This is a genomic window from Leptolyngbya cf. ectocarpi LEGE 11479 (genome assembly GCF_015207065.1).
Taxonomy (GTDB): domain Bacteria; phylum Cyanobacteriota; class Cyanobacteriia; order Phormidesmidales; family Phormidesmidaceae; genus Leptothoe; species Leptothoe ectocarpi.
In genome coordinates this window covers 1-5405 of record NZ_JADEXP010000423.1, presented here as the reverse complement: position 1 = coordinate 5405, position 5405 = coordinate 1, and the positions used below count along the sequence as shown (strand labels likewise).

5 protein-coding genes are annotated in these 5405 nt (G+C 48.8%); 4 read left to right on the top strand and 1 reads right to left on the bottom strand.

The annotated features are described in order from the left end of the window. Nucleotides 1-437 (bottom strand): hypothetical protein (locus IQ260_RS27465; protein WP_456152059.1); only part of this gene is annotated, 437 nt, incomplete at its 3' end. Between the two features lie 307 nt (nt 438-744). Between IQ260_RS27465 and argS the strand changes: the two genes are divergently transcribed. The 4 genes from argS to IQ260_RS27445 all read left to right on the top strand — a co-directional run. Further along, nucleotides 745-2499, top strand: a complete 1755-nt coding sequence (gene argS / locus IQ260_RS27460; RefSeq protein ID WP_193996259.1) for an arginine--tRNA ligase — start codon at nt 745-747, stop codon at nt 2497-2499. Between the two features lie 138 nt (nt 2500-2637). Further along, entirely contained in the window at nt 2638-3297 is a 660-nt protein-coding gene (locus tag IQ260_RS27455; protein ID WP_193996258.1) for a hypothetical protein, read from the top strand. Nucleotides 3298-3551: 254 nt separating this feature from the next. Continuing rightward, a complete protein-coding gene (locus IQ260_RS27450) occupies nt 3552-3995 on the top strand; it encodes a hypothetical protein (RefSeq protein WP_193996257.1) in 444 nt (147 codons plus the stop codon). 1006 nt (nt 3996-5001) lie between these two features. Beyond that, on the top strand, nt 5002-5405 hold a 404-nt coding region (locus IQ260_RS27445), incomplete at its 3' end, for an FprA family A-type flavoprotein (protein WP_193996256.1).

Below are 5405 nucleotides of genomic sequence, written 5' to 3'. Positions count from 1 at the left end.
ATCTGTCGCAGTTCGCTGGGGTTGGTGTAATGAATGGTTAAATCGCCACCCTTGCCACCGCGACCGCCACTGCCACCATCGCCGCCATCACCACCATCCGCTGCATGCAAGTCCTGGCGTTCATCACGGGGCTGTCGCCGACACCGGACCCAGCCACCATCTTCGCCATAGCTACCATCTTCGCCATCGGTACCGGAGAGGTCCAGACGGATGGGTTCTCCCGTGGCCCTAATGGTTTGGTCAGCAGCGTCGCGACCATCTCGACCGACGCGACCATCCCGGCCATCTCGACCATCCTGACCATAGGTACGACTGGCTAAAGCAGCTGAATCACAGATATCAATGGCTGCAATCGACACCCAGCTAGTTAATGTCAGCGTACTGATCGTCAGCGCACTTAGCCCCAGACGGAAGCAATAGGGAAAACCAGAGAACATAGTCATGGCAAGACTAACCAAGGATAAACAGGGGTAGGGACATTTACCGAATGCCACCAGAAGCCACAGCCTCTGATATCAGGATTCCAGGCAAGCACACCCATTATTTAGGTAAATCCACATAGCTGGCCATGGCAATGGGGCATGGGCCACAGTTTTTTTTGACTCCCTGAAAGGATGTAGCAAAATGTGCGAGACGAGTTGATAGGCTATAGGTTGCTTGCCCATCACATTGGCATTAAACTGACCGACTTATCTGCCTGGCTGCCTGGCCAATGTGTGTGAACGACCTTACAAATCGGTGTCCATGTTATCCACCCTCGATGATCTCAAACAGCGTCTGCAAACGGCCCTTGTAACTGCATTTGGCCCCGATCTAGAGGGTACAGACCCGGTGCTGGTACCCACCAATAATCCTAAGTTTGGGGACTATCAGGCAAATGTGGCCATGTCGCTGGCAAAGCAGCTGAAAGAAAAGCCGCGTGCGATCGCAACCAAAATCGTCGAAAATCTCACCATCGACGACCTCTGCGACCCGCCCCAAATCGCCGGACCCGGCTTTATCAACCTCAAATTCAAAACCGAGTATCTACAAACCCAGCTCAAGGCCATTTACGCCGATGAGCGTCTGGGCGTTCCCACCGCCAATCCAGTCCAGCGTACAATTGTCGATTTTTCTAGCCCCAACATCGCCAAAGAAATGCACGTGGGCCACCTGCGCTCCACCATCATTGGTGAATGCATTGCCCGCACCTTAGAGTTTCTCGGACATGATGTCCTACGTCTGAACCATGTGGGCGACTGGGGTACCCAGTTTGGCATGTTGATTACTCACCTGCGGGATGTATGCCCTGAGGCCATCACCGAGTCGTCCTCTGTGGATATTGGCGACCTGGTGGAGTTTTATAAACAAGCCAAAAAGCGCTTTGACGAAGACGAAAACTTCAAAGCCACCTCGCGAGAGGCGGTCGTGGACCTCCAGTCCGGTGAGGAAAGCGCCCGTAAAGCCTGGCAGCTGCTTTGCGAGCAGTCTCGAAAAGAATTTCAAAAGATTTATGACCGCTTAGACATTACCATTCAAGAGCGAGGAGAATCTTTTTATAATCCCCTGCTTGAAGATGTCGCCAAGGATCTAAAATCTCTTGGCCTGTTAGAAGAAGACCAGGGGGCTCAGGTTGTCTTTTTAGAAGGATTTACCAACAAGGACGGTAACCCGCAACCGCTGATTGTGCAAAAGTCTGACGGTGGTTTTAACTACGCCACCACAGATCTTGCCGCGATCCGTCAGCGTACAATTAAAGAGAAAGCCCAGCGGGTGATTTACATCACCGATGCCGGTCAAGCCAATCACTTTGCCCAGGTCTTTCAAGTTGCCAACAGAGCCCACTGGATCCCCGAAAATGTTGAGCTAGTGCATGTTCCCTTTGGCCTAGTCAAAGGAGAAGATGGCAAAAAACTAAAAACCCGTTCCGGCGAGACCGTTAAACTTAAGTCTCTGCTAGACGAAGCCGTTACTCGTGCAGAAAAAGATTTACAACAGCGCGTCACCGACGAAAACCGAGATGAGTCGGCGGAGTTTGTCCAGGAGGTATCTACCACAGTGGGCATTGGTGCCGTTAAGTATGCTGACCTTAGCCAGAACCGCACCAGCGACTACATTTTTAGCTTTGATAAAATGCTGGCGCTTCAAGGCAATACAGCACCCTATATGCTCTATGCCTATGTGCGAGTACAGGGCATTAGCCGCAAGGGTAATATCGACTTTACCCAGCTGGGCGATGCCTCCATTTTGCTGGAGGACGACTCAGAACTAGCACTGGCTAAGCACCTGCTAGAACTTGATACCATCATTATGGAAGTGGCGCGGGACCTTTTCCCCAATCGTCTTTGCCAATATCTGTTTGAACTCAGCCAAAAGTTTAACCAGTTTTATGACCGGTGCTCGGTCTTACAGGCAGAGGAACCCCAGCGCACCTCTAGATTGATGCTATGTGACCTGACTGCTCGTACTCTCAAGCTGGGTTTGTCACTATTGGGTATTACAGTGCTAGAGCGAATGTAGTCTAGGTTTACAGATCGGTGATTTGTGTCTTAATACGATAAATCCTGGGGCAGTACGGTACCCACTTTTAGGTTTTCTAGCTATGGTAGGCAAAATAACTTAACTATTGCTAAACCGCTAGACGCACCGATTATTCCTATGCAACTCTTTACCTCTCTGCGTAAACTACGCGTGCGCCCCGTGATGGCTATTTGGAAGCGTTCGCTGTCACGGTTGCTCAACTACTACGACAAACATCGCGGCAGCCTGATTTCGTTTTTCCCAAAGTTGTTTCTCTTTTTTGTTGTGTTGAATATGAGCTGCTACTGGCTAGCTCTACTCACCGCCTATCCAGAGGAAGCATTTGGCGATGAACGGATGCATTATTTTCTGCTGCAGTTTCCGGTGGGAATCTTAGGTGCTTTATTTGACAGTCTGTCATTCTTCATCACGGTCTGGATTGCCAAGCGGGCTCTACACACCACGTCGTTAGGAAGCTACATTGCCCACCTGAGTGTGGATGTTGTGATTGCAATCATTGCCACCTGGTGGGTGTTGTTTGTCTTCTCTATCTCTGGCTGGTTGATTAGCTTTATCCAACATTCACCAGAATCGTTGGTCAGCCGTACCGATGAATATGAAGCACGGGTGATCCAGGCGATGACCGACCCGACCAATAAAGACAGTATCAAAAATATTTACTTTGGCATTGTCGTCGGTATTTCAGCAATGTTGCCGACATTTACCCACCTCTTTCTATCGATGCAGGCGGTGGGAATCTATCTCAGAAAATATGCCAAACGCTGGCGGGTGGGTTAGGTTAAGTGTCTCCTAGGCGGAGTCGTTGGCATAGCCTTCCCGGAGGGAATAGGGATGCTGGTTGTGAACGTTGGCGTCGACTCCGCTCAGCCAACATCAGTTGTGGGATAGGTACGCGGATAGATTAGTAACCATACCTGGGCTGGTATTTTGGCTGGAGAAGATATAAAGAGGACGACTCCTAAAAACACGGATGCCTTTGGTGCAGCAGTGTATTAGTTGATCAGAAACTTTATGCTCAGGAGCGTTGCAAGATGAAGCATATCACTCTACTCTCCAACCTGATCTTGGCTGCTGTAGTCGGTTCAGTCATTGGCACGGCATTGCCCACCCAGGCACAAGTGTCTGCGGGTGAAAAACAAGTCTCAGGGGTTGAAGCCACCTGTGTTGCGACAACTCCAGGCGAACAAATAGCGCTTAATGCAGCTAAAAATGAAGCACGTCAAATGGCCGAAGCGGTCAATGGCGGACTGATCGTCTATCGAGCTGAACCGGCTATGCATGGCGCTGCGATCGCATCCCCGTGCGAAATGCTCGGCCCAGCTGTTTGGCGCTTCACCATTCGCGGTGGAGAGCCCACAGCCGTTGCCATCCGTGAACAATACACCACTCTGAGTGTTGTGACCGTAGCAGGAACTGGCCGCGATCGCAGCGTCACTCTAGATTACAACGGTCCCATTCGTCGGTATAGAAGATAAGGGCCGCGTTCTCTAACGTGAGCAAGCCTTGCAACCAGGCGGGTAGCCCCGCAGTCGCACTTGCCACTGGCTACCCGCCCCGCACAGATTCCCGCACAGATTGTCTAATCCATCCGGACCCGTTTAATCAAAATCGCCATCACCTCATTCGGCTGCCCCGTCGGTAACGGACGGCTCCAGTCGAACTGCTGCCGAGACAGCATTGAGTGACTCTAGACCGGGTTTTGGGCTTTCGTCAAGCACCCAAGCAGAAAGTACCCAATCGGATATGAGATACAAGGCAGCGATGCCAAAACAATAAGAAAAGGTAGCAGGGTCCAATCCTAAACCCGGCTACCTGCTGAGGAACAGCACTGAAGCTATCATTGCCGGTGGAGAGCGGTTGCCTCCTAGCAAATCACAGCAAACCTATTCGTCAAGAGGAAAGGGGAGAAGATGGAGTTAGTACTTTTAGGAGATTTCTTCCCCCCAGAAATTAGAGCCGCAGCTGAGATCAAGCTATCTTTCAGCACCCACCAGGGAACAGTTATGAGTCGTTACTTCAGCAATGGCCAAGTCTTGCTGTACCAATCGGCTCCTTAGAGAGATAGACTAAAATCTATGAGATATTTATTTATCATGTATATGATTCTATCTTTAAAAGCCTTGAGAAAGATCCCGATTCACGTGTGGTATGAATCAATTATCAAAACTGAGCTATAAGTTTGAGCTATCTTTTAATGAAAAAATGCCTAACTTTATTGATATTTGCTTGGTGACTAAATCGTCCTTAATTAAAGCAAATCCCTTGGTATCAGAATATTTCGATCAGAATGGCTGCTGTTTTTAACTCTGTATTCGCTACAGAATTGACAATTCTCTATGCATTTATATTACAAATTAAATATTCGATTTATTATAAATTTTATTTATCATTTGGTTTGGGTATTGACATTTTACAAACCCAGATATGGGAGCAACCATAGAGGTACAAACGTTGAGTTTGAGACCAGGATAGATACTCTCTATGGTTACCCTCATTGATTCACATCCAACAACGTCTGCGTCAACACGACTGACGTTACAAATAGAAGAGATTGCCACAGACTCTACAGCGATTCGCTGTCTTGATTGGGATCGAGATCGCTTTGATATTGAGTTTGAGCTGTGTAACGGCACTACCTACAATTCATTTCTCATTCGCGGTGACAAAGTTGCTTTAGTGGATACGACTCACCTGAAGTTTGAATCTCTTTATTTAGACTGTCTTCACCGTTTAATTGACCCAACAGCCATTGATTATCTGGTGGTCAACCACACTGAACCTGACCACAGTGGTTTGATGGGTCAGCTGCTTGCGATCGCACCCCAAATTACAGTCATCGGCTCTAAAGTCGCTATCCAGTTTTTACAAAGTCAGATTCATCGTCC